The organism is Actinoplanes sp. NPDC004185 (genome assembly GCF_053603475.1).
This window is the reverse complement of sequence record NZ_JBSGFR010000064.1, coordinates 1-18,857: the sequence shown is the minus strand read 5'-3', so window position 1 is coordinate 18,857 and position 18,857 is coordinate 1. Positions and strand designations below refer to the sequence as shown.

16 protein-coding genes and 1 pseudogene are annotated in these 18,857 nt (G+C 73.7%); 14 read left to right on the top strand and 3 right to left on the bottom strand.

What is annotated here, in order from left to right:
- Positions 1-113 precede the first annotated feature (113 nt).
- The 8 genes from ACWEOZ_RS39790 to ACWEOZ_RS39755 all read left to right on the top strand — a co-directional run bounded on the left by ACWEOZ_RS39790 (position 114) and on the right by ACWEOZ_RS39755 (position 8,244).
- Positions 114-1,250 carry an inositol-3-phosphate synthase gene (locus ACWEOZ_RS39790; protein ID WP_451915858.1) on the top strand — a complete coding sequence of 379 codons (1,137 nt, stop codon included), beginning with the start codon at positions 114-116 and terminating at the stop codon, positions 1,248-1,250.
- Positions 1,247-2,095, top strand: a complete 849-nt coding sequence (locus tag ACWEOZ_RS39785; protein ID WP_451915857.1) for an SCO3242 family prenyltransferase — start codon at positions 1,247-1,249, stop codon at positions 2,093-2,095. The genes ACWEOZ_RS39790 and ACWEOZ_RS39785 overlap by 4 nt, the downstream gene beginning before the upstream one ends.
- Positions 2,092-2,940, top strand: coding sequence for a sugar phosphate isomerase/epimerase family protein (locus ACWEOZ_RS39780; protein ID WP_451915856.1), 849 nt, complete (start codon positions 2,092-2,094; stop codon positions 2,938-2,940). Before ACWEOZ_RS39785 ends, ACWEOZ_RS39780 begins: the two co-directional genes overlap by 4 nt.
- Positions 2,941-3,193: 253 nt before the next feature.
- Complete coding sequence (locus ACWEOZ_RS39775; RefSeq protein WP_451915855.1) at positions 3,194-3,802, top strand: EboA domain-containing protein; 609 nt, start codon at positions 3,194-3,196, stop codon at positions 3,800-3,802.
- Entirely contained in the window at positions 3,802-4,650 is an 849-nt protein-coding gene (locus tag ACWEOZ_RS39770; protein WP_451915854.1) for a TatD family hydrolase, read from the top strand. Before ACWEOZ_RS39775 ends, ACWEOZ_RS39770 begins: the two co-directional genes overlap by 1 nt.
- On the top strand, positions 4,650-5,801 hold the full coding sequence (gene eboE, locus ACWEOZ_RS39765) for a metabolite traffic protein EboE (protein WP_451915853.1): 1,152 nt from the start codon (positions 4,650-4,652) through the stop codon (positions 5,799-5,801). The genes ACWEOZ_RS39770 and eboE overlap by 1 nt, the downstream gene beginning before the upstream one ends.
- Positions 5,798-7,180 carry an alkaline phosphatase family protein gene (locus ACWEOZ_RS39760; protein WP_451915852.1) on the top strand — a complete coding sequence of 461 codons (1,383 nt, stop codon included), beginning with the start codon at positions 5,798-5,800 and terminating at the stop codon, positions 7,178-7,180. Before eboE ends, ACWEOZ_RS39760 begins: the two co-directional genes overlap by 4 nt.
- Positions 7,177-8,244 (top strand): polyprenyl synthetase family protein, encoded by a 1,068-nt coding sequence (locus ACWEOZ_RS39755; RefSeq protein ID WP_451915851.1) that lies wholly within the window; start codon positions 7,177-7,179, stop codon positions 8,242-8,244. Before ACWEOZ_RS39760 ends, ACWEOZ_RS39755 begins: the two co-directional genes overlap by 4 nt.
- A 4-nt stretch (positions 8,245-8,248) precedes the next feature.
- Here the strand turns inward: ACWEOZ_RS39755 and ACWEOZ_RS39750 are convergent, their stop codons facing one another.
- Positions 8,249-10,558, bottom strand: coding sequence for an ABC transporter permease (locus ACWEOZ_RS39750; RefSeq protein WP_451915850.1), 2,310 nt, complete (start codon positions 10,556-10,558; stop codon positions 8,249-8,251).
- A gap of 91 nt (positions 10,559-10,649) precedes the next feature.
- Here ACWEOZ_RS39750 and ACWEOZ_RS39745 point away from each other — a divergent pair, with 91 nt between their 5' ends.
- The 3 genes from ACWEOZ_RS39745 to ACWEOZ_RS39735 are packed head-to-tail and all read left to right on the top strand — an operon-like array spanning position 10,650 to position 13,488.
- The gene (locus ACWEOZ_RS39745; RefSeq protein ID WP_451915849.1) at positions 10,650-11,891 is read left to right on the top strand and encodes a sensor domain-containing protein; all 1,242 of its coding nucleotides are present in this window, start codon (positions 10,650-10,652) and stop codon (positions 11,889-11,891) included.
- Entirely contained in the window at positions 11,864-12,523 is a 660-nt protein-coding gene (locus ACWEOZ_RS39740) for a response regulator (RefSeq protein ID WP_451915848.1), read from the top strand. Before ACWEOZ_RS39745 ends, ACWEOZ_RS39740 begins: the two co-directional genes overlap by 28 nt.
- A gap of 14 nt (positions 12,524-12,537) precedes the next feature.
- The gene (locus tag ACWEOZ_RS39735; RefSeq protein WP_451915847.1) at positions 12,538-13,488 is read left to right on the top strand and encodes an MBL fold metallo-hydrolase; all 951 of its coding nucleotides are present in this window, start codon (positions 12,538-12,540) and stop codon (positions 13,486-13,488) included.
- A 63-nt stretch (positions 13,489-13,551) separates the two neighbouring features.
- On the opposite strand, the gene ftsH is transcribed toward ACWEOZ_RS39735, so the two are convergent.
- A complete protein-coding gene (gene ftsH, locus ACWEOZ_RS39730) occupies positions 13,552-15,654 on the bottom strand; it encodes an ATP-dependent zinc metalloprotease FtsH (protein ID WP_451915846.1) in 2,103 nt (700 codons plus the stop codon).
- Between the two features lie 131 nt (positions 15,655-15,785).
- Here ftsH and ACWEOZ_RS39725 point away from each other — a divergent pair, with 131 nt between their 5' ends.
- Together ACWEOZ_RS39725 and ACWEOZ_RS39720 are read left to right on the top strand one after the other, a co-directional pair.
- Positions 15,786-15,950 (top strand): hypothetical protein, encoded by a 165-nt coding sequence (locus tag ACWEOZ_RS39725; RefSeq protein ID WP_451915845.1) that lies wholly within the window; start codon positions 15,786-15,788, stop codon positions 15,948-15,950.
- Positions 15,947-17,158: an LCP family protein gene (locus ACWEOZ_RS39720; protein WP_451915844.1), complete on the top strand. Its 1,212-nt coding sequence runs from the start codon at positions 15,947-15,949 to the stop codon at positions 17,156-17,158. Before ACWEOZ_RS39725 ends, ACWEOZ_RS39720 begins: the two co-directional genes overlap by 4 nt.
- 34 nt (positions 17,159-17,192) lie before the next feature.
- On the opposite strand, the pseudogene ACWEOZ_RS39715 reads toward ACWEOZ_RS39720, so the two are convergent.
- Positions 17,193-18,138 (bottom strand): annotated as a pseudogene (locus tag ACWEOZ_RS39715) (AraC family transcriptional regulator).
- On the opposite strand from ACWEOZ_RS39715, the gene ACWEOZ_RS39710 reads away from it, so the two are divergent.
- Positions 18,046-18,459 carry an SDR family oxidoreductase gene (locus tag ACWEOZ_RS39710; RefSeq protein WP_451915876.1) on the top strand — a complete coding sequence of 138 codons (414 nt, stop codon included), beginning with the start codon at positions 18,046-18,048 and terminating at the stop codon, positions 18,457-18,459. The pseudogene ACWEOZ_RS39715 and the gene ACWEOZ_RS39710 sit on opposite strands and share 93 nt — an antisense overlap.
- The last annotated feature ends 398 nt before the right edge of the window (positions 18,460-18,857 follow it).

Sequence of the window (18,857 nt, the reverse complement as noted above, 5' to 3'; positions counted from 1 at the left end):
ATATCGAGCCTTTCCTTTGTCCCGCGCCCTGGGCTAGCGTCGCCTCACGTAACACGGAAGACACATGGTGTTAGCGGAAGTCCGTCTCTGCCTGCGATCGGAAGGGATGCCGTATGCGCACGGGAATCTGGTTGATCGGCGCACGCGGCTCGGTCGCCGTGACCGCCATGGTCGGCGCCACCGCTCTGCGGGCCCGCCTGGTCGAGCCCACCGGCTGCGTCACCGAGCTGCCGCAGCTGCGCAGCGCGGCCCTGCCGGGCTGGGGCGAGCTGGTCTTCGGCGGCCACGACATCGTCACCACGCCGCTGCTGAAGAAGGCCGACGCGCTGGCCGCCGCCGGTGTCGTGCCCGGACGGCTGGTGGCCGCCCTGGCCGACGAGCTGACCACGATCGAGAGTGACCTGCGACCGCTGCCCGCCGCCCCGACCCAGGCCGGCACGGCCGAGCGGATCGCGGCCGACCTGCGTGAGTTCCGGGCGCGGCACGAGCTGGCGCAGATCGTGGTCATCAACGTGTCGACCACCGAGCCGCTGCCGGAGCCGCACCCGGCCCACGCCGGGCTGGCCGCGCTGACCGAGGCGCTCGACGGGTCCGATCCCGTCCTGCCGCCCAGTGCGCTGGCCGCGTACGCCGCCTTCACCGCGGGTTGCGCCTTCATCGACTTCACCCCGTCCACCGGCGCGCGCCTGCCGGCTCTGGCCGAGCTGGCCACCAGCGCGGGCGTGCCGTACGCGGGCAACGACGGCAAGACCGGCGAGACACTGGTCAAGTCGGTGCTGGCGCCGATGTTCGCGCTGCGCAACCTGCGGGTGCGCAGCTGGTCGGGGATCAACCTGCTGGGCGGCGGCGACGGCGCGAACCTGGCCGACCCGGCCGCCAACGCCGCGAAGGTGGCCAGCAAGCAGCGGGTGCTGGGTGACGCCCTGGGCTATCAGCCCGAGGGCACCAGCCGCATCGACTACGTGGCCGAGATCGGCGACTTCAAGACGGCCTGGGACCTGGTCACCTTCGAGGGCTTCCTGGGCACCGGGATGCGGATGGAGTTCACCTGGCACGGCTGCGACTCCGCGCTGGCCGCCCCGCTGGTGCTCGATCTGGCCCGGCTGACCGCCGCCGCGCACCGCGCCGGACGGGCCGGGCCGCTGAGCGAGCTGGGCTTCTTCTTCAAGGACCCGCTGGGCGCCGGGCCGTCCGCGCTGGCCGAGCAGTGGGCCACTCTGGCGGCGTTCACGGCGGGGCTGACGCGATGAAGGCGCCGCTGCGTACCCTCGCGGAGCTGGTCCGGGCCCCGGCGGCGCTGTCCGTGCCGGGTGATGTGGTGGCCGGGGCGGCCGCGGCCGGCACGCTCAGTGCCCGCACCGCGGGACTGGCCGGCGCCTCCGTCTGCCTCTACTGGGCCGGCATGGCCGCCAACGACTGGGCCGACCGCGACCTCGACGCGGTCGAACGACCCGAGCGCCCGATCCCGTCCGGCCGGATCTCGGCCCCGGCGGCGCTGGGCATCGCCGCCGGGCTCACCGCGGCCGGCCTGGCCGTCGCCGCCAAGGCCGGGGGAGCACGGGCCCTGGCGGTGGCCGTGCCGCTGGCCGCCGCGGTCTGGGCCTACGACCTGCGGGCCAAGAACTCCGCGGCCGGACCGGCGGGCATGGCCGCCTGCCGCGCGCTCGACGTCCTGCTCGGCGCGACCCCCGGCGATCCGGTACGGGCCCTGCCGGCCGCCCTGGCCGTCGCCGCCCACACGTACACGGTGACCGAGCTGTCCCGCCGCGAGGTCTCGGGCAGCGACAGCACCGCCCTGCCCGCCACGACGCTCGGCGCCACCGTGGCCCTGGCGGCGGCCGTCGCGTCCCGCGGCACCGCGGCGACCGGCCTGCTCGCGGGCGAGTACGTGACCAGCTACGGCCGGGCCCAGACCCACCTGTTCACCGAGCCCGGCGCCGCGAGCGTGCGCGCCGCCGTCGGCGCGGGCATCACCGCGCTGCCGTCGTTGCAGGGCGCCCTGACGGCCCGGGCCGGCCGCGCCTGGACCGGCCTCGCCCTCGCCGCCGCCGCGCCGCTCGCCCGGCTGCTCGCCCGCAAGGTCTCACCCACATGACAACCGGGGGACTGCGGTTCGGCTACGGGACCAACGGGTTCGCCAATCATCGCCTCGCCGACGCGCTCACCGTGATCGCCGGGCTCGGCTACACCGGGGTGGCACTGACGCTGGACCACGACCACCTCGACCCGTTCGCGCCCGGTCTGGCCGCCCGGGTGACCCGGACCGCCGACCAGCTCCGCGACCTGGGCCTCGCGGTCGTCATCGAGACCGGCGCCCGCTATCTGCTCGACCCCTGGCGCAAACACGCGCCCACCCTGCTGCACGACGATCGCAAGCTGCGGCTGGACTTCCTGCGGCGCGCGGTCGCGGTGGGCGCGGACCTGGGTGCCGAGGCGGTCTCGTTCTGGGCCGGGGTACGCCCGGACGACGTCGACGAGCGCACCGCCTGGCACCGGCTGGTCGACGGCTGCGCCGAGGTCACCGAGGCCGCCACCGCGGCAGCCGTCCCGCTCGGCTTCGAACCCGAACCGGGCATGCTGGTGGCCGACATCGCGGACTGGCGGCGGCTGCACGCCGAGCTCGGCGCCCCGGCGATGTTCGGGCTCACCCTCGACATCGGACACTGCCGGTGCCTCGAGCCGGTCCCCGTGCCGGACTGCGTGACCGCGGTCGCCGGGTACCTGGTCAACGTGCAGATCGACGACATGGTCCGGGGCGTGCACGAGCACCTCGAGTTCGGCACCGGCGAGATCGACTTCCCGCAGGTGCTGCGGGCCCTTCGTGAGAGCGGTTACCGAGGCCTGGTCGCCGTCGAACTGCCCCGGCACTCGCACGCCGCCCCGGCCGTCGCGCGCGAGTCCCTGGCCTTCCTGCGAGCGGCCGACGAGGAGGCGCGATGACCGCCTGCACCGAGCATCGCCGTGCGGGGACCTGCCGACGGCCGGGACCGCGAGGGCCAGAAGGGCATCGCAAAGGAGGCTCAGCGATGACCGCCTGCACCGAGCATCGCCGTGCGGGGACCTGCCGACGGCCGGGACCGCGAGGGCCGGAAGGGCATCGCAAAGGAGGCTCAGCGATGACCGCCTGCACCGAGCATCGCCGTGCGGGACCTGCCGACGAGAGCCAGAAGGGCATCGCGAAGGAGGCTCAGCCATGACCCTTGACGACCTGCGCGCGGCGCTGGCCGCCGTACCGGGACGGGACTGGCTGGACGACGCCCTGGCCCGGGTCCGCACCGACCCGGACGCCGCCGGGCCGTTGTTCGCCCGCGCCGAGCGCAAGCTCGGCCGGGAGCCGCTGGCCGGCGGCAGCGCCTGGACGGCCGGACGGGCCGGGCGCGTGCTGCTGCTGGCCGAACTGGCCGACCCGCGGCGGATCGTGACCCTGTACCAGCAGGGGGACGCCGCCGAACGGCTCGCCGTGCTGGCCGCCCTGCCGCTGCTGGACATCAGCGAGGCCGGGGTGCCGTTGCTGCACGACGCGTTGCGCACCAACGACACCCGGCTCGTCGCCGCCGCACTCGGCCCCTACGCCGCGCACCTGGACGCCGCGACCTGGCGCCAGGGCGTGGTCAAGTGCGTCTTCATGGGCGTCCCGCTCAGCGCGGTGGACCGCCTCGACGACCGGGCCGACCAGCAACTGGCGGCCATGCTCGGGGCGCTGGCCACCGAACGCGCCGCCGCCGGCCGCCGCATGCCGGACGACGCGCTCGCCCTGCTCAACCGGCTCACCGTCGCCAACACCTCGAGGAAGCAGGCGTGATGCGCATCTTCGACCCGCACATCCACATGACCTCGCGCACCACCGACGACTACCGGGCGATGGCCGCCCACGGCGTGCAGGCCGTGGTGGAGCCGGCGTTCTGGCTCGGGCAGCCGCGCACCAACCCGGGCTCGTTCGCCGACTACTTCGACTCGCTGATCGGCTGGGAGCCGTACCGGGCGGCGCAGTTCGGCATCCGGCACCACGCCACGCTGGCCCTGAACCCCAAGGAGGCCAACGATCCGCGCTGCCGGGGCGTGCTCGACCTGCTGCCGCGCTACCTCGACAAGGACGGCGTGGTCGCGGTCGGCGAGATCGGCTACGACTCGATGACCCCGGCCGAGGACGAGGCCTTCGCCGCCCAGCTGGCCCTGGCGATCGAGTACGAGCTGCCCGCCCTCGTGCACACCCCGCACCGCGACAAGGCCGCCGGCACCAAGCGCACCCTCGACGTGGTGACCGAGTCCGGCATCGAGCCCGGCCGGGTCGCCGTCGACCACCTCAACGAGGTCACCGTCGGCCTGGTCCGCGACTCCGGCTGCTGGATGGGCTTCTCCATCTACCCGGAGACCAAGATGTCGCCGCCGCGGATGGTGGAGATCATCAAGGAGTACGGCACCGAGCGGATCCTGGTGAACTCGGCGGCGGACTGGGGCCACTCCGACCCGCTGCTGACCGTGGAGACCGGCAAGGCGCTGCTGGCCGCGGGGTTCACCGCCGACGACGTGGACCGGGTGCTGTGGCGCAACCCGATCGAGTTCTACGGCCAGTCCGGACGCCTCGACCTGTCCGCGACCACGCCGGGCCCGTCCTTCGCCGGCAGCTCGATAGCCCGCGGAGGCAGCTGATGCGGCTGCGCCATCGCGACGGGCAGACCGTGCACCTGTCCTACTGCACCAACGTGCACGCCGCCGAGGACCTCGCCGGCATCCTGGAGCAGCTCGACACGTACGCGGTGCCGATCCGGGAACGGCTCGGCACCGACGTGCTCGGGCTCGGCCTGTGGCTGGCCGCGCCGGTCGCGGCGGGGCTCGCCGCCGACCTCGCCGACCGGCAACGGTTGCGCCGTGAGCTCGACGCGCGCGGGCTGGAGGTGGTCACCCTCAACGGGTTCCCGTACCAGGCGTTCCAGGCCCCGGTGGTGAAGCACGCCGTGTACCAGCCCGACTGGAGCACCGCCCAGCGGCTCGCGTACACCCTGGATCTGGCCCGGGTCCTCGCCGACCTGCTGCCCGCCGGGGCCGCCCGGGGTTCGGTCTCCACCCTGCCGCTGGCCTGGCGCGACCCCTGGAACGCGGGCCGGGCCGCCGACTGCCGGCACAACCTGGACGAGCTCGCCCGGTCGCTGGCCCGGCTGGACCGCCCGATCCGGGTCGCCTTCGAGCCCGAGCCGGGCTGCGTCATCGAGAACACCGTGCAGGCGGCGGAGCTGCTCGCCGGCGTCGACACCACCCGGCTGGGCGTCTGCCTGGACCTCGCCCACCTGGCCTGCTCCTGGGAGGAGCCGGCCGACGCCCTGCGCCACCTCGCCGACGCGGGCCTGCCGATCGTCAAGGTGCAGGTCTCGGCCGCGCTGGCCAGCGCCGATCCGCGCGCCGACGCTGCGGTGCTGGGCGAGTACGTCGAACCGCGGTTCCTGCACCAGACCAGGGGTCCGCGGGGACTGTCCACAGACGACCTCGACGAGGCGCTCGCGGTGCCCGGCGGCGGGGACCAGCCCTGGCGGGTGCACTACCACGTGCCGTTGCACGCGCCGCCCGTACCGCCGCTGCAGAGCACGGTCGGGGTGCTCGTCGACTCGCTGCGGCTGCTGGTGGGCGGACCCGAGGCGCTGTGCGACCACTTCGACGTGGAGACGTACACCTGGCACGTGCTGCCGCCGTCCTCGCGCCCGCACGGCCCGGCCGAGCTCGCCGCCGGGATCGCGTCCGAGTTGTTCTTCGCCCGGGCCCAGCTCACCGCGCTGGGTCTCACCGCCGATCAAGGAGTGACGTCGTGAAGCCCGTGGTCGTCCTGGACGTCGTCGGCCTGACGCCGCGGCTGCTCGAGCACATGCCGCGCCTGGCCCGGCTGGCCCGCACCGGATTCCAGGCCCCGCTCGGCACCGTGCTGCCGGCGGTCACCTGCTCGGTGCAGTCCACCTTCCTCACCGGCACGCTGCCCGCCGAGCACGGCATCGTCGGCAACGGCTGGTACTTCCGCGATCTCGGCGAGGTGCTGCTCTGGCGGCAGCACAACGCGCTGGTGCAGGGGGAGAAACTGTGGGACGCGGCCCGGGCGCGCCGGCCCGGCTTCACGGTGGCCAACGTCTGCTGGTGGTACGCGATGGGCGCCGACGTGGACTGGACCGTCACGCCCCGGCCGATCTACCACGCCGACGGGCGCAAGGACCCGGACTGCTACACCTACCCGCCGGAGCTGCACGACGAGCTCACCGCCGAGCTCGGCACGTTCCCGCTGTTCAGCTACTGGGGGGCCAACGCCGGGCTGCCCTCGTCGGCCTGGATCTGCCGGGCCGCCGAGCAGATCATGGACCGCCACCACCCCGACCTGACCCTGGTCTACGTCCCGCACCTGGACTACGACCTGCAACGCCACGGCCCGTCCTCGCCCCAGGCCGCCGCGGCCGCCGCCGAGCTCGACGTCACCCTGGGCCCGCTGCTGGACGCCGCCGCGGCCCGGGACGCCACCGTCGTGGTCCTCTCCGAGTACGGCATCACCGACGTCTCCCGCCCCGTCGACATCAACCGGCTGCTGCGCGCCGAGGGCCTGCTGGAGGTGTACACCCAGGCCGGCATGGAGTACCTCGACCCGTGGCGATCCCGGGCATTCGCCGTCGCCGACCACCAGATCGCCCACGTCTACGTCCGCGACCCCGCCGACATCCCGGCCGTGGCGAAACTCTGCGCCGCGCTGCCCGGGGTCGCCGAGGTCCTCGACGCGGGCGCCCAGGCCGGCCACGGGCTGGACCACGCCCGCTCCGGCGAGCTGGTGCTGGTGGCCGAGCCGGACGCCTGGTTCACGTACTACTACTGGCTGGACGACGCGGCCGCCCCGGACTTCGCCCGGCTGGTCGAGATCCACCGCAAACCCGGCTACGACCCGGCCGAGCTGTTCTTCGACCCGGCCGGGCCCGGCGCCGCCAAGGGCCGGGCCGCGGTGGCTCTGCTGCGCAAGAAGGCCGGCATGCGGTACCTGATGAGCGTCGTCGGCCTCGACGCCGGTGCCCGCGCGGTCCGGGGCTCGCACGGGCGGTTGCCCACCGATCCACGGGACGCGCCGGTGCTGATCTGCTCCGACGCCTCCGCCGCCCGGGAGTCGATCCAGGCCACCGAGGTGAAGGAGCTGCTGCTCACCCTGGCCGGCCTGCCGTCATGAGCGTCGGCACCGACCCGGGCACCGACGCCGAGCTGGCCCACCGGTGCGAGGCCGCGCTGGTCGCGTACCTGGACCGGCAGCGGCCGCACTGGCCGGACGGCACCCCGGCGGGTGTGCTCGACGCGGTCCGCCGGTTCGTGCTCTCCGGCGGCAAACGGCTGCGCCCGATGTTCTGCTACTGGGGCTGGCGGGGCGCCGGGCAGCCGGACACCCCGCAGATCGTCATCGCGGCGGCGGCCCTGGAGCTGTTCCACGCGTTCGCCCTGATCCACGACGACATCATGGACGGCAGCACCCTGCGCCGCGGCCAGCCGACCGTGCACCGGCACTTCGCCGAGGTGCACACCCGGCACTCCTGGCGCGGTGAGGCCGCCCGCTACGGCCACAGCGCGGCCCTGCTCTGCGGCGACCTCTGCGCGGCCTGGGCCGACCAGTTGCTGCACGAGTCGGGCCTGCCGATCGACTGGATCCACCGCGGCTACCGGCTCTTCACGGTGATGCGCACCGAGGTCATCGCCGGGCAGTACCTGGATCTGGTGTCCGGGGTGGGCGACGGCTCGGTGGCGGGCGCGCTGACCGTCATCCGGATGAAGGCGGCCCGCTACACGGTGACCCGCCCGCTGCAGATCGGCGCGGCGCTGGCCGGCGGCGACCCGGCGCTGCAGGACGCCCTGCAGGCGTTCGGCGACCCGCTGGGCGACGCCTTTCAGCTGCGTGACGACGTGCTGGGCGTCTTCGGCGACCCGGCCGTCACCGGCAAACCGGTCATCGACGACCTGCGCGAGGGCAAGCCCACCGTCATGGTGGCGATGGCCCGCGACCGCGCCGACCGCGCCCAGGCGGCCCGGATCCGCCGGCTCTTCGGCGACCCGGAGCTGGACGAGGCCGGCGCCGCCGAGCTGCGGGAGATCATCACCGCGACCGGCGCCCGGGAACGCACCGAGGATCTGATCGCGCAGCGCGCCGCCCAGGCGACGGCTGCCCTCGCCGACGCGCCGCTGACCGGCGAGGCCCGCGACGCCCTCGCCACGCTGGCCGCCTCCGCCGTGGTCCGCAGGCACTGAGCCGTCACCCCGCGCGCCGGGCCGCCGTGGCGAGGGCCGCCGTCATCGCGATGACAGCGCATGCCCCCGCGGCACCGGCCAGTTGCTGCCACGGCACGACGACCGGCGCCCACACCGACAACCGGCCCAGCGCGGCCCAGATGCCCGCCAGGTTGAGCAGGGTGACGGCCGCGCCGAGCACCGCACCGATGCCGGCCACCAGCAGGGCCTCGACCGTGACCAGCCGCAGCAGCTGACCGCGGGTCGCACCGGCCAGGCGCAGCGCGGAGAACTCCGGCACCCGGCCGGTGGTGGCCATGACGAGCGTGTTGGCCAGCGCGATGGCCGTGTAGAGCAGCGCGATGCCGAGCACCACGAGAAAGCCCACCCGGGTCTGCCGTCCGGTGCGGGGCGCCTGTTCCGCGAGCCACTGCTCCCGGCTCAGGCCGAGCCCGGCCGCGAGTGACGGCTCGGGGACCGTCATCTCCAGGCGGTCCGGTGCCACGCCGGGTGCGTTGGCCGGGGTCAGGTACGCGCCTTCGCTGCCCGTACCGGCCGCGAGAACCGCCACGATGCGCAACGTCCTCGGTGTCCCGTCGCCCAGCCACACGTCGATCCGGCTGCCCACGGTGTGCTGCGCCCACTCGTCGGTGACGACGATGCTGGAGTCGTCCAGCTCGGCCAGGCTGCCCGCGATCACCGGCAGGCGCCGGACCGACGCCAGCGCGCCCGCGTCCACGGCCCACGCCGGGAAGCCGATCAGCGCCACGCCCTCCTCCAGGACGTAGACCGCCGTCTGCGCGCTGGTCATGACGGTGGCACCCGGTACGGCCCGGGCCCGCGCCACCGTGGCGGCGTCCGGTCGCTCGGCGATCACGTCGGCCCGGGTCCGGTCGCGCAGCTCGCCGGCCTCGGCGGTGGTGATGGTGGCCGTCGCGCCCAGCAGCGACCCGGTCAACGCCACCATGATCAGCACCGGCGCCGCGACCGCCGCGGTGCGCCGGATCCCCGCGGCGGCGTTCTCGCGGGCCAGCAGGCCGGTCACCCCGGGCAGCCGGACGGCGCTGACCAGCGGCCGGACCACGAGCGGCGCCAGCAGGGCGACCGCCGTGATCAGCAGCATCGGCTGGGTGGTGTAGCTCTTCCGGTGAAGGGCCTCGCCGGGCTCCGCGATCACGTGCCAGACCAGCACGCCCAGTCCGGTCGCCAGCATCAGCGCGCCCGCGATCCGGCGCCCCGGCGGCATGCTGCCGGTGTCCACCGCGGCCTCCCGCAGCGCCTCCAGCGGTCCCACCCGCCCGGCCCGCACGGCGGCGGTCACCGCCCCGGCCAGTGCCACCATCAGCCCGGTCCAGAAGGCCACGTGGAACGGCCACCGGTGCGCGCCGATCACGAACCACGGTGGTGCGAGCCGCTCGTCGACCAGCAACCGAGCCAGCAGCGGCGCACCCCGGGCCCCCAGCACACAGCCCGCGGCCGACGCCAGCACCCCGACCGCCCCGGCCTCCGCGAGCACCATCCGGCGCACCTGACCCGGCGTGGCCCCGGCGGTGCGCAGCAGGCCGAGCTCCCGGCGGCGCTGGGCGACCGCGAAGGCGAACGTGGACGCCACCACGAACACCGACACGAAGGTGGTGATCCCGCCGGCCGTGCCGAGCAGGGCGTTCACCGTCATCAGCGCCTCGGCGTCGCGATCAGGGTCGGGATCGGCCCGCCGCCGGTCGTCACCGGTCAGCACCTGGATCCCCGGCGCGGCCCCGACCAGTGTCCGGACCGGGCCGGGACCGGCGTCCACGACGAGGTTGTCGATCCGCGGGGACAACCGCGCGGCTTCCGCGTCGGTGAAGAACACCGCGCGCTCGTACCCGGCCGGCCCGACCGTCCCCACCACCCGGCGGCCCTGCATCTCCGAGCCGAGCAGGGCCGGCTCGCCGCTCACCACGACCTCGCCCGCGGCGGCGGGAGCGCGGCCCGCCGTGAGCCGGTAGCCGGCGAAGCGGGCCACCGGCCACGGATGACCGGTGAAACCGTCGCGGACGGCGAATGAGCGGTCGATGACAGTGGGCGCTGCCGCCGCCAGCCGCGCCGCGACGCCGGCCGGGACGCCCCGATAGTTCGCGAGCGGCTGATGCTTGTCACCGACCCGCAGCTCGTCCGGTCCGCGTACCACGACCGGGGCGCCGGCCAGCCGTTCCGGGCGCTGTGGGGGAGCGTCCACCGTGGACGCGAGGGCGAGGCCCATGGTGGCCAGCAGGGCGACCCCGAGCGCCAGGGCGACGAAGCTGCCGGTCAGCGTCACCCAGCGCGTACGCAGGCTCGCCAGTGTCACGATCATCGCTTCACCCTGCCGACGCCGGCGCCGCCGCACAGTCTCCCGGAGAGGAGTCTTCCCGGTAGCGCTGGCACTACGGTCTACGGTGTGCCGCGTGAACGTGTGGCAGGCACTCGGCAGCCGGCGCTTCCTGCTGTCCGCGTGGCCGTGGCGCGCGGCGGCCTATCTGCTCGGCGGCGCCCTGACCGGCGCTCTGGTCCTGCTGGCCGGGCTGCTGTTGCTGACCGCCGGGGCGCTGGTCGTGCTGGGGCCCGCCGCTTTGGCCCTGGCCGGCCTGCCGGTCGCGCGGGCCGAACGCCGGGTCCGGCGGCTCCTCGACGACCGGCCGCTGCCGGACGCGCACCGCACACCGTCCCGGCCGGGTCTGCGGTCCTGGCTGCACACCCGCTGCACCGAGCCGGCCACCTGGCGCGAGCTCGGCCACGCGCTGCTGCTGGCGCTGCTCTGGCCGTTCGACGTGCTCGCGGCGGTGCTGACCGTCGCGGTGCCGCTGGCGCTGCTCGCCACCCCGATCCTGCTGGGCGTGGACGGCGACCAGGTCAACGTGCTCAAAGCCTGGCCGGTGACCTCGTGGCCGGTCGCGGTGGCCGTCGCCGCCCTCGCCGCGCCGGTGTTCGCGCTGGCCGCGTACGGGATGACGGTCTACGCCGGGGCCCGCGCCGCGCTGGCCCGGACCCTGCTCACCGGCCCGGACGCGCGGATCACCGAGCTGACCCGCTCACGGGTCCGGCTGGTCGACGCGTTCGAGGCGGAACGCGCGCGCATCGAACGGGACCTGCACGACGGCGCCCAGCAGCGGCTCGTCGCGCTCACCATGATGCTCGGGCTGGCCCGGCTCGACGCGCCCGCCGGTCCGCTCACCGTCCAGCTGACCCGGGCCCAGGGCGAGGCCGAGCGGGCCCTGACCGAGCTGCGCGAGCTGATCCGCGGCATCCACCCGCCGCTGCTGACCGACTTCGGCCTGCCCGCCGCGGTGGCCGAGCTGGCCGACCGCTCGGTGCTCCCGGTCGCCGTCGGCCTGGACCTGCCGGGCCGCTTCCCGGCCCCGATCGAGTCGACCGCCTGGTTCGTCGTCTGCGAGGCGGTGGCCAACCTGAGCCGGCACAGCGGCGCCACGCGGGCGGAGATCACCGGCGGCTACGCGGACGGCACGCTGACCGTCCGGGTGCGCGACGACGGCCGCGGCGGCGCCGGCCCGGACGGCGGCACCGGGCTGCTCCGGCTGGGTGACCGGGTATCCGTGGTCGATGGGAGACTGACCCTGTCCAGCCCGCCCGGCGGCCCGACCGTCCTGACCGTGGAGCTCCCGTGCCGGCCCCTGCCACCCTGCGCGTAGTCCTCGCGGAGGACAGCGTCCTGCTCCGTGAAGGGCTGGCCGGCCTCCTCGCCCGCTTCGGCCACGAGGTCGTGGCCGCGATCGACGACGCCGCCGCGCTCCGGGAGGCGGTCGAGACCGGCCGCCCCGACATCGTGGTGACCGACGTCCGGATGCCGCCCGGCTTCACCGACGAGGGACTGCGGGCCGCGGTGGAGCTGCGCCGCCGCCACCCGGCCCTGCCGATCCTCGTGCTGAGCCAGTACGTGGAGACCACGTACGCCACCCTCCTGCTGGAGTCCGGCGACGGCACCGGCGTCGGTTACCTCCTCAAGGACCGGATCGGCCGGGTCGAGGAGTTCGTCGAGGCGCTGCACCGGGTCGCGGACGGCGGCACGGTCGTCGACCCGGAAGTCGTGCGGCAGCTGCTGCGCCGCCGCCGGGACCCGCTGGGCGCGCTCACCCCCCGCGAGCGGGAGGTGCTCGCGCTGATCGCGGAGGGTCGTTCCAACGCGGCGATCGCGGCCGGGCTCGTCGTCACCGAAGCGGCCGTGGCCAAGCACATCCGGGCCATCCTGCAGAAACTCGACCTGCCCCAGGACGAGCAGGACCACCGCCGCGTCCTGGCCGTCCTCGCCTACCTGCGCGCCTAAGCTCCGGAGGAACCATGTCCGCTCACCGCGTCGCGTACCGCAAAGGTCTGCACGAGATCGCCGAGGGCGTCCACGCCTGGCTCGCCCCCGACGGCGGCTGGGGCCTGAGCAACGCGGGCCTGATCGAGGGCGCCGGCAGCACACTGCTCGTCGACACCCTCTTCGACCTGCCGATGACCCGCGAGATGCTCACCGCGATGGCCCCGGTCACCGAACGCAGCCCGCTGCGCCACGCGGTCAACACCCACGCCAACGGCGACCACTGCTACGGCAACACGCTGCTGCCGGCCGGTACGGTCATCCACGCCGGGCCGCACTTCGACGACGACCTGCACGAGGTGCCTCCGGCGCTGCTGGCCCAGCTCATGACCGCGGAACTCGGCCCGGTGCTCGGCCCCTACCTGCGGTGCAACTTCGGCGCGTACACCTTCGCGGACATCACCGTCCGCGGCGCTGACGAGACGGTCACCGCACCCACCACACTGGATGTCGGCGGCCGGGCTGTCGAGGTGCTGCCGCTCGGGCCTGCGCACACCCGCGGCGACGTGGTGGTCTGGGTGCCGGATGCGCGGACGCTCTTCGCCGGGGACCTGCTCTTCATCGGCGGCACCCCGATGATCTGGACCGGGCCGGTCGAGAACTGGATCGCGGCCTGCGACCGGATGCTGGCCCTGGACCCGGTCACGGTCGTGCCGGGCCACGGCCCGGTCACCGGCCCGGACGGCATCCGCCAGGTCCGCGACTACCTGACCTTCCTGCACGGGTACGCGGTCAGCAGCATCGCCGCCGGCCGCACCTGGCGCGAGGCCGCCGCGGTCGTGGACCTCGGTCCCTACGCCGCCTGGGGCGAGACCGAGCGCACGGTCGCGAACCTCTACGCCGCCTGTCGGTCGCTGGACCCGGGCACCGAGCAGATCACGCTGCTGGAGCTGCTCACCGCGATGGCCGGCTGGCAACGCCCCTGACCGAGGGCTCACTGCTCGCCCTCGTGCCGGTTCCGGCCGCCGGCCGTTCGCGGGGCGGTCCCGTCAGTCGCGGGTGGCGGCCAGCGGTTCGTCCTGCGTGGTCGCCGGGGCGTCCTCGGGCGGCAGGCCGGGCGCCGGCGGGGTGCCCGGGATCTCGCCGCGGGCCACCGCTCCCGGCGCCTGCTCGCGGTCGATCCCGGCCGCGGCGTAGGCGTCCACCTCGTCCAGCGTCTCCGCCTCCAGCAGCCGGTGGGCCAGCGCGCTCAGCTGCTCGCGGTGCCCCCGCAGCAGGCTCACCGCCTCGTCGTAGCACTCGTCCACGATCTTGCGGACCTCGGCGTCGACCAGCTCCTTGGTGGCCGGCGCGACCCCGTCGAGTCCCAGCGGCGACTCGCTGCCCGGCGGCGGCAGCACCGTCACCGGGCCGATCGCCTCGGACATGCCCCAGCGGCCCACCATCTGCCGGGCGATGCTGCTGACCTGGTCGAGGTCGCTCTCGGCGCCGGTGGTCATGTCGCCGAAGACGACCTCCTCGGCCGCCCGCCCGCCGAGCGCGCCGATGATCCGGCCGCGCAGGTACTTCGCCGAGTAGCCGTACCGGTCGGCCGAAGGGCTCTGGAACGTCACGCCCAGGGCCTGCCCGCGCGGGATGATCGAGATCTTGCGGACCGGGTCGGCGCCCGGCGTGAGCATGCCGAGCAGCGCGTGGCCGGACTCGTGGAACGCCGTGCGCTCCTTCTCCTCCGGGGTGAGCATGATGCCGCGGACCGTGCCCAGCACGATCTTCTCCAGCGCGTCGCTGAAGTCCGCGACCGCCACCTGCTCGTGCTTGCGCCGGGCGGCCAGCAGTGCCGCCTCGTTGACCAGGTTCTTCAGGTCGGCGCCGACCATGCCCGGCGTCGCCGAGGCGATCGCGCCCAGCTCCACCTCGGGCGCCACCGGCACTCCGCGGGTGTGCACCTCGAGGATCTTGCGGCGGCCGCTGAGGTCGGGCGGGCTGACCGTGACCCGGCGGTCGAACCTGCCCGGGCGCAGCAGCGCCTGGTCGAGGATCTCCGGCCGGTTGGTGGCCGCGAGCACCACGACGCCCTCGCTGCCGGTGAAGCCGTCCATCTCGGTGAGGATCTGGTTGAGGGTCTGCTCGCGTTCGTCGTTGCCGCCGAGCGACTGCGCGCCGCCACGGGCCCGGCCGATCGCGTCCAGCTCGTCGATGAAAATGATGGCCGGGGAGACCTTCTTGGCCTGCTCGAACAGGTCCCGCACCCGGCTGGCGCCGACCCCGACGATCATCTCGATGAACTCGGAGGCGGAGATCGAGAAGAACGGCACCTTGGCCTCGCCGGCCACCGCCCGGGCCAGCAGCGTCTTGCCCGTGCCGGGCGGGCCGGACAGCAGCACGCCGTGCGGGATCTGCGCGCCGAGCTTGCGGTACTTATCCGGCTCGCGCAGGAAGTCGACGATCTCGGTGACCTCCTGCTCCACCTCCTCGATGCCGGCCACGTCGGCGAACGTCGTCCGCGGGCCGCCCTCGGGCTGGTAGAGCTTGGCCCGCGACTTGCCGAACCCGCCGATGCCGCCGCCGGCCCCGGCCGCGGCCCGGCGCAGGAACCAGATGAGCAGCCCGACGAGCAGCAGGGTCGGCCCGAAACCGAGCAGCACCTGCTGCCAGATCGGCCGCGGCGCGTCCGGCGGGTTGGCATTCACCGGTACGCCGTTCGCCTGCAACTTGGCGAACAGGTTGTCCTCGGCGAACGAGGGCCGCTGCGTGGTGAACCGGTCGACCTTCACCGCCTTGCCACCGACCGGCGTGTACGACGTCTTGGCGGTGAACGTGCCCTCGATGGTGTCGGCGGTCGAGGTGATGTCCGCGACGTTCTTCGCGTCGACCTGGGTCAGGAAGAACGTGTACGACACCGCGGTGCGCGGCTCGGGCGCCAGCAGGGTCGAGGTGATGACCCAGTTGGCCGCGAGCAGCACCAGCAGCAGCCAGCCGAAGCGCTGCCAGGCCGGACGCGGGGGCTTGGCGCCGTGGTTGCCCGGCGGCGCACCCTCGACCCGCCACGGCGGTGGGGCGGGCGGCCGGTCGTCGCCCGCGCGGCCGGAGCCGCCGGCGCGGGACAGCGGGCCGCCGGGACGACCGCTCTGCTCAGGCCCGGGGGTGCTCATGGTCGCGACGCTACCCCCGGCGGGCGCCCGGTTGCCCGTGACGTGACGAGGTCGACGCTCGTCGAATGTTCACCCAGAATTTCGCAACGTTCTCATGTTCCGTACCCGTCGTCTCCATCGAGGGGGCAACCATGATCGAACGAGAACGGCGCACCGCGTTCGCACGCCGTGACGCGGTGCGGGGACGCGTAGGCGGCACGCCGCGCGCCACCGCCGACGCCCGGGCCCGACGGCTCGCGGCGACCGCGGCACGGCTGCGGGCGGAGCGCGTCCTGAGCCGGGAGCGGGTGCTGTGAGCAAGCGTGCGAGCCGTGGAGCGCAGACGACAGGGGAGCAGGGCGACCGTGCCCCCGCCCGGGCGAAGAGCCGGGCGAGGCGCTCGCCGCGCTGGGCGCTGTGGTGTGTGGTGGTCGGCGCGCTGCTGATGGCGGGCAGCGGGGCCGCGGTCGGGGGCACCCGGGCGCTGCTGGGCACGGCCACCGAGACGGTCACCGAGCAGAACCTGCTGGGCGAGACGCGGGTGGAGACCAAGTGGGTCAGCGTCAAGGGCGCGAAGACGATCCTGCTGGTCGGCCTGGACACCCGGCCCGGCCAGGACCCGGGCAAGCCGACCCGGTCGGACTCGATCATCCTGCTGCACATCCCGGCCGACCACCGGCAGGCGTATCTGGTGTCGCTGCCACGCGACAGCTACGTGCGCATCCCGGAATTCGACAACGGCGCCCAGCGGTACGCCGGCGGCCGCAACAAGATCAACGCGGCGTTCGCCTACGGCAGCCGGGGCCTGACCGGTCAGAAGGCCCTCACCGGTGGCTTCACCCTGCTGGCCAAAACGGTGAAGAGCCTGACCGGCATCACCCCCGACGCCGGGGCGATCATCGACTTCCAGGGCTTCCGCAAGGTGGTCGACGTCCTCGGCAAGGTCTGCATGTACGTGGACACCACCACGACCTCCATCCACTACGGCCACGACAAGAGGACCGGGAAACTGACCGCGCCGTACCGGATCAATCCGGACGGCACGCTGCGCGGCAAGATCGGCGGCGTGACCCCTAACATCTACCGCAAGGGCAACCGCTGCTTCACCCCGTCCGAGGCCCTGGACTTCGTCCGCCAGCGCGACCTCCTGGAGGACGACAGCTACGACTACGGGCGCCAGCGGCACCAGCAGCAGTTCCTGAAGGCGCTGATCAAGAACATCATGGACAGTGGCCTGGACTCACCGACGAAACTGCCGGGCCTGCTGAAAGCGGTCGGCAAGACCATGACGGTCGACGACGGCGGCATCCCGTTGCAGGACTGGGTGTTCGCGCTGCGGGGGATCCGCCCGGAAGACCTGATCACCATCAAGACCAACAACGGCAAGTTCAACAGCAGGACCATCCCGGGCGTGGGCAGCGCCGAGATCCTGAGCGACACGAGCATGGACCTGCTGAAGTCGGTCAAGACCGACACCGTCGACGAGTTCGTCCTGGCCAACCCCGGCTGGGTGACGCGCAGCTGAGGGGACGAGGGCCGGCCCGGCCGATGAGTCGTCGTCACCGTGCGTCGCGGCGATATCTGCCGGGTGCTGTGCCGCACTGGCGCTTGAAGGCGTTGCCGAAGGAGAACTCCGAGCTGTAGCCGATCCGGGTGGCGACGTCTCTGAGGGGTGCGTCGGATCGGCGGAGGAGATCGGCCGCCGTGGTCAGCCGCCACCAGGTGAGGTAGGTCAGGGGTGGCTGGCCGGTCAGGGCGGTGAAGCGACGCGAGAACGTGGCTCTGGGCAGGTTGGCGCGGGTGGCGAGGCTCTGGACCGTCCAGGGGTGGGCGGGGTCGCGGTGCAGGGCCTGCAGGGCGGCGCTGACGGCGGGGTCGGCGAGCGCGGCTGCCCAGCCGGACGTGGCCGGTGTCGGCGGTTCCTCGAACCAGGCGCGCATGACGTACAGCAGAAGCATGTCGAGCAGGGCGAGCACGACGGTGTCCGCACCGAGGCGGGGACGCCGTATCTCGTTGCCGAGCAGTTCGACGGCGGCGCGCAGGTCGGGGTGGTGGCCGGTCCCGGCCGGGAGGTGGATCGTCCCGGGCAGGTCCCGCAGCAGCGGATGCGTGTGGCGTGGGTCGAGCTGGTAGCCGCCCGCCGCAGAGGGTCACCGTGCCAGGGTCGCCGGTCTCGTCGCCACGGTCTCCGGCAACGTCGGAGACGAACAGGTCAGCGTCCTCCAGCGGGTCGCACGCGGGCTGGGTGAGGGGCGTGGACGGGTCGTCGGCCAGGCCGTAGCCGTGCCCGTGAGGAAAGAAGACCACGTCGCCGACGCCGAGCGGAACCGGCTCGCCGACCGACGGGATGAGCCAGCACGAGCCCTCCAGAACGACCTGGAACCCCGCCGATCCCGGCACCGCAGGAAAGCGCTGCCCCCAGGAACCCTGCCAGGCCACGCGGGCCGAGCGCGGCCGCCCGGAACGCAGGATCGCCACAACATCGCTCAGCAGATCCTGCCACAACGAATTCTGGTCACAGGAGCAACCGGCACAGTAGGTCGCGAGGTGGTCGCCCACCTGACGGAAGCCGGGGCCAAGGTCCGTGTATTAACCCGCGAGCCGACCGTTCTCCCACCCGGCGTGGAAACCAAGCAGGGCAACCTGTCGGCGCCCGACTCGCTGCGCGGCGCTCTGCAGGACGTCGAGGCCGTATTCCTGCTCTGGCCCTTCGCCTCAACCGACGGATTGGCGGCAGTACTGGCTCTGATCGCCGACCATGCCGAAGGGTGGTCTACCTGTCCTCGGCAGCCGTCAGAGACCACGAACGATACGCCGAGCACCTGATCGAGAACTCCCGCCTGGAATGGACAGTGCTGCGCCCGCACGCCTTCGCAGCCAACACACTCCGCTGGAGCGAAGAGATCCGTCGCAACGCGCCCACGCCTTCCGCCCCACCAAATAACCGCCCCACCCACCCAACCCGCGATCCGACCCACCAAGCAACCACCGCAACCGGCGAGGTGCGTACGCAAGACCCACCACAGAGCCCGGCCTGCCCGACCCGAATCCCCTGCAAGGACCACAGCGCGGCAGCCAGACCCAAACCGCAAGGGGATCACCCACGAAGACCAGCAACCACCAGCGAGCAACCAAACCCAAAGCCGAAACGGGAAACCATGCAAGGTTGGGGGCCGGGGTGACCAAGAACGGCATAGCTGCTCCTCAAGCCGATCTTGGTCACC

Excerpts from the sequence above, each read along its gene's own strand:
- eboE (WP_451915853.1), top strand. The coding sequence starts at position 4,650 with ATGCGGCTGCGCCATCGCGACGGGCAGACCGTGCACCTGTCCTACTGC.
- ftsH (WP_451915846.1), bottom strand. The coding sequence starts at position 15,654 with ATGAGCACCCCCGGGCCTGAGCAGAGCGGTCGTCCCGGCGGCCCGCTG.
- ACWEOZ_RS39780 (WP_451915856.1), top strand. The coding sequence starts at position 2,092 with ATGACAACCGGGGGACTGCGGTTCGGCTACGGGACCAACGGGTTCGCC.
- ACWEOZ_RS39755 (WP_451915851.1), top strand. The coding sequence starts at position 7,177 with ATGAGCGTCGGCACCGACCCGGGCACCGACGCCGAGCTGGCCCACCGG.
- ACWEOZ_RS39735 (WP_451915847.1), top strand. The coding sequence starts at position 12,538 with ATGTCCGCTCACCGCGTCGCGTACCGCAAAGGTCTGCACGAGATCGCC.
- ACWEOZ_RS39785 (WP_451915857.1), top strand. The coding sequence starts at position 1,247 with ATGAAGGCGCCGCTGCGTACCCTCGCGGAGCTGGTCCGGGCCCCGGCG.
- ACWEOZ_RS39725 (WP_451915845.1), top strand. The coding sequence starts at position 15,786 with ATGATCGAACGAGAACGGCGCACCGCGTTCGCACGCCGTGACGCGGTG.
- ACWEOZ_RS39750 (WP_451915850.1), bottom strand. The coding sequence starts at position 10,558 with ATGATCGTGACACTGGCGAGCCTGCGTACGCGCTGGGTGACGCTGACC.
- ACWEOZ_RS39790 (WP_451915858.1), top strand. The coding sequence starts at position 114 with ATGCGCACGGGAATCTGGTTGATCGGCGCACGCGGCTCGGTCGCCGTG.
- ACWEOZ_RS39770 (WP_451915854.1), top strand. The coding sequence starts at position 3,802 with ATGCGCATCTTCGACCCGCACATCCACATGACCTCGCGCACCACCGAC.
- ACWEOZ_RS39775 (WP_451915855.1), top strand. The coding sequence starts at position 3,194 with ATGACCCTTGACGACCTGCGCGCGGCGCTGGCCGCCGTACCGGGACGG.